Annotated in this window: 4 protein-coding genes; all 4 read right to left on the bottom strand. The window is 67.6% G+C overall.

Features of this window, described 5'->3' with window-relative positions:
* Positions 1-18 precede the first annotated feature (18 nt).
* The gene (locus K6I33_RS32270) at positions 19-237 is read right to left on the bottom strand and encodes a hypothetical protein (RefSeq protein WP_229358123.1); all 219 of its coding nucleotides are present in this window, start codon (positions 235-237) and stop codon (positions 19-21) included.
* 485 nt (positions 238-722) lie between these two features.
* The gene (locus K6I33_RS32265; protein WP_229358121.1) at positions 723-1,772 is read right to left on the bottom strand and encodes an ATP-binding protein; all 1,050 of its coding nucleotides are present in this window, start codon (positions 1,770-1,772) and stop codon (positions 723-725) included.
* The gene (locus K6I33_RS32260; protein ID WP_229358119.1) at positions 1,769-3,661 is read right to left on the bottom strand and encodes a Mu transposase C-terminal domain-containing protein; all 1,893 of its coding nucleotides are present in this window, start codon (positions 3,659-3,661) and stop codon (positions 1,769-1,771) included. The genes K6I33_RS32265 and K6I33_RS32260 overlap by 4 nt, the downstream gene beginning before the upstream one ends.
* Positions 3,658-4,410: a TnsA-like heteromeric transposase endonuclease subunit gene (locus K6I33_RS32255; protein ID WP_229358117.1), complete on the bottom strand. Its 753-nt coding sequence runs from the start codon at positions 4,408-4,410 to the stop codon at positions 3,658-3,660. The genes K6I33_RS32260 and K6I33_RS32255 overlap by 4 nt, the downstream gene beginning before the upstream one ends.
* Positions 4,411-4,513 lie beyond the last annotated feature (103 nt).

Below are 4,513 nucleotides of genomic sequence, written 5' to 3'. Positions count from 1 at the left end.
TGTCCTTGGACAACGTAGTTAGTCGATGGGGGAGCGCCGATCTGCGGCGACTGTGTTGATTGGCAGAGCCTCGAATGGATGGTTGGCTTCGCGCTGGGTTGTTTCGTCTCCGGCGCAGGGCCCCTGGTCCTGTTGGTGCTTGAGGTGGTAGCGGATGGATGCGTAGGAGACCGAGTAATCATGCTCGTCCATGAGCTTGGTCCAGATGCCCCTGACGTTGAGGTTGTCGGTGCTCATGCTGTCGATCAGACCGATGAGCCTGCCTCTGAGCGGGTCCCTTCCCCGGGAGACTTCCCGTTCGGCTGGGCGTGAGGTGTCCAGCGCGACACGGATTGCCCGTGGCGGGACTTTGTAGTGCTCGGCCAGTGAGCGGATCGTCATGCCCCTGCGGGCATCGTTGGCGATGAGGACTGGAAGGTCGAGGCGCTCGCGGAAGGGGTTCCTGCTGGGGTAGCGAGGGTTCGGCTTGGAGCGTCCGCGTGGTGAGCTGGCGTCTGCAAGTGCCCGTTCCAGGGCTGCGGGAGACCGGCCCGAGACGATGGCGAGACTTTCGAGATGGGGCTTTCCGAACCATTGAGGCGGACCGCAGAGGAAGCAGTGCAGGTAGCTGGGCTTGAGGTGGTTCGCGCGGGCCAGCCGGCGGATGTAGGAGTCGGTTGACTCTCCGAGCCGTGGCGCGACCTGGATAGGGAGCCGGGCCAGACTCCGGGGGAACGCTGTGGTCACCGGTGTGCCGTCTTCTTCAGCGGAGTCTTGGGGGTTTCTGCCGTGTGGTCCAGAGGGATTGCGTCGAGCCCGTCCTTGGTCACGCGTTCGGTGCCGTTGAGGATGGCGTCGATCGCGGCCCCCCGGATGGCGTGGGAAAGCGCGCCGATCATGCCGTCGGTCCGGTTGTGGAGATAGCGGTCCAGTTTGACCAGCGTGCCTGGTGGATGATCGTGCAGGAGCAAGGTCTCCTCCAAGGTCGCGACCAGCCCCTTCCACTCGTCGCCATAAGGAAACGGACGGGTGGGGACCAGCGTGAAGCGGCCCGCGATCTGCGCGCCCCGAGTGCCGGCCAGAAGCTCGCTGTTCTCGATGTCGATGCCTGCGTAGACGAACGTCGCGGGGATGCGCTCGGAGAAGTACTTCAAGGTGTCGGACACTTCGGCGCCTGCCCGGGTGACCTGCGAGATGTTGTGGATCTCGTCGACCAGCACCAAGCCGGTGCGGGTGTCGGTGCAGACGCCGACCACGGCTTCGATGATGTCCGTCATGTTTGACCGGTGCCGGACCGGCAGGCCGAGGAATCGGGCGAACTCCGCAGCGACCATGCGGGCGGTCGCAGCGGGCGGGACGGTGACGTAAAGCACCGGGATGCGGTCGGGAACATTCGGATGGCGGGCCCGGTCGAGGAGTTCGTGCGCGCGTCCGAGCTGGGTGATGGCGCTGGTCTTGCCCGTTCCGGGGAGCCCGGAGACCATCAGGCCGCGGCGAGCGCTGATCGCATGCCGGTTGAGTAGAACCAGACGACGGCCGCAGACCACGGTCTTTTCGACGAATGAGGTGGCAACCACAAGCATCCGAGCGTGATGGTCCAGCCGGTCGTCGTCGTAAAGGTCCCGCTCGACCGGCGTCCGGAGCCGCAGATCACGGGGCGACAGAAGCACTGGTGGTGGGGGAGGCCCCTCGACGAACTTCCGCCAGCCGTCCAGGGTGGTCAGCTGCCGGTTGGCCTCGGCATCGACCTTGTGCAGTGCGGGGTGTCGGGTCGCTGGTTCAGCCAGGGTCACGTGCGTCTCCAGGGGTTGGCGAGCGGATCGAACAGGCCCAGCGGGATTACCCTCGCGGCCTCGGTGCCAGCCTCGTCGTCGGGTGCGGGCTTGACCGTCGGCGGGTCAGGGACCGGTCGGCCGGTGGCGGTGGCCCGGGTGTGGGCGGCGACCCGCCTGTCCCGCTTCGGGCGTCTGGCCGGGCGGTCTGCTTCCGCGGCAGGGCCGTCGTGGGCCCGCCGCAGCAGGGCAGCGGCGGCATCAGCGATCTGTGCCTCTGTCCCGCCCGGGACCTGTGCGCGGGCGTGGTCCCATGCCATCTCGCCGAAAGGGACGCCGACGCGGTGCAGGTGCTTCCAGAACACGGTGATCCACCGGGCTGGCTCGCTGCGGCGGTCGCGTACCCAGATCCGGGAGACGTCGTAGGGGTCGTAGTGGATCTCCCATAGCCCCTTCTTCTCCACCACTCCGGAGTGCTGGCGGCGCAACGGGGTCAGCTCGCCGTCGTCGTAGGTGCGGTGGTTGATCCGGATGCCGTAGGAGTTGATCGCCTGCCAGCGCTCGGGCAGCAACTCGACGTAGTCCTCGCCGCTGAACGGTGCCGGGACATAGCCGCAGGACTCCAGCAGCATCGCGTACTTCTCATTCGGCGTGAACGCCCGCTTCGGTGAGTCCGGGTCCCGCAGTGCATCGTGCGGACGGTTCTGCCAGATGACGATCCACTCGTCCAGCAGGCCCTGGAGCTCGGGCAGGGACCACAGCGGTCCGTTCTCCAGGCCCCGGCCCCGGCGGTCCACTGACCGGCCGGTGTAACCCGCGACGAACTGCGCGAACAAGGTGGCCACCGAACCCAGCGTTTTCTCGATCGCGCCCTTCTCGAAAGGCGACGCCTTGTGGGTCGGCTGGAGAGTGATGCCCAAGTAGCGGCACGAGGCACGGAAGTTGTTCGAGATGAAGACCTTGCCGTGGTCGCAGACGATCGTGTCCGGCACGATCACCGGCCTCGCAGCGGCATGTTCCAGCCGCTCGTCCAGAGCCAGCAGCCGCCGGTGTGGCAGCACCGATCTCGACATCCGAAGGGCTTCCGACCAGCCGGGACGCATAGTGTCAGGGGTGATGCTTCGGGCCAGGAGAGCTGAAGCGTCGGCCGCCTTCGTCGTCGGTCGCAGCACCGCGGCGGCCAGTGACCTGGTCGCAAGGTCGATCATGGCCGTCAGCTCGACCTTCTCGGCAATGCCGTCGTCCAGCCGCACCAGCACATCCAGCGGCGTCGAGTCGATCTGCATCCACTCGCCGGGCGCGCAGGCCGGCACCTCCCCGAACGGCCCGGCCGGACGCGCATTCACCGAACGGCGCGTGGTCGCCGAGCCCGTCGCATGAGTGCCGGTGGCCAGCTTGTCAAACAGCCGGTAGAGCGTGCGCTGCGAGGGAATCTCGATGTCCTGCGCGTCCTCGCGGGAGGCCAGGATCTGGGTAGCCCGCCAGACCACGAAGCCGATCGTCTTCGACGACGCCTCGGCTGTCTCGTCGATCGCCTGCCGCATCGCCTCGACCACCGCCGGGGCCACCCGGCCGAAGGACGGCATCTGCTTCGCCGACCGGCCGTCGGCCAGTCCGACCAGCCCGTCACGCTGGTAGCGCTGGCGCCGCTGCTTGATCCCGCTGGCCGTCATCGCATGCCCGGCCGCCGTCAACTCGGCTGCCTTGGCCCGCTCGCGCTGGGCCAGCGAGTTCCGTTCCGGGTCGAACTCCGACCGCGGCGCCATCCCCACGGGAGCATCCGGCGGCAGGCCGTCCAGAACCTCCAGAATGTGCTTCTCCCACCAGCGGGCCTGATCGGCAGCGGTCTTCGGGAACTCCGCGAGCCTGGCCGTCGCAGGCACCCGCCGCCCTCTTCCCACCTCCGTCATCGGTCACCTCCGCCTGCCAAGCGCACGACAGTGGACGGCCCCAGCAACTCGACCGCCAGTCCCTCGGCGACCAGCTCTTGAAGCCAGAGGAGATGGAACAGGGCGGGGAGTGTCCCAAGCCGGTCACCAGCTGCATCGGCGCCGGCCATCAAGGGGACCGGGGCCGCGAAAGCTTCCCGAAGCTGGTCCTGGACCGTCCCGCGCAGACACCGGGGGTGCCGGTAACGCGACAGCCATCGGACATTCGCCAGCAGCACCGCCTCCGGCACCCCGACTCGCTCGAAACTCCACCCCGCTTGGCCGCAGGCCAGACGGGTGACATCGAATGCCTCCGCGTCTCTCGGCCCGATCCGCTCATCAGCACGGACATCAACGACCACCGCAGAGCCGTCCACGCGACGTACGAAATAGTCCGGAGCGTGCCGACGCTCACGCTCGCCGTCGTGCCAGTGCAGCCAGAACGGCTGCGAGGCGATCCCCACCACATCGGGGTCGAAATCCATCAGCACAAGCCGGTCCCGCTCCAGCCACGACTCGAAACCGACGTGCTGGCCGGTCGTCGCCGCCCAGTACCAGCCCGGGAAGTGACGCTCACCACGCGACCAGCGAAACGGCCGCACCGCAGGCACGTCCTCGAACCGGTCCGTCACGCAGTCCAGCAGCGGACTCCGCCGCCGCTCGCGTACAGCATCCACGTACGACAGCTCTACGTACGGCTCCGCAAGATCCACCCCGATCGGTACGGCCACCCAGCACCCCCAGCGCGCTCACCTCGCGCGACTAGGTTCGCTGGCAAGAAAGCCGGGACGGCTGGGTTCGCTGTCAAACGCCTCGATTGGATGACGGAGGACA

It is taken from the genome of Streptomyces sp. UNOB3_S3 (assembly GCF_020740895.1).
Classification (GTDB): Bacteria; Actinomycetota; Actinomycetes; order Streptomycetales; family Streptomycetaceae; genus Streptomyces.
The sequence above is the reverse complement of the archived record's forward strand: the minus strand, read 5'-3'. Positions and strand labels throughout refer to the sequence as shown.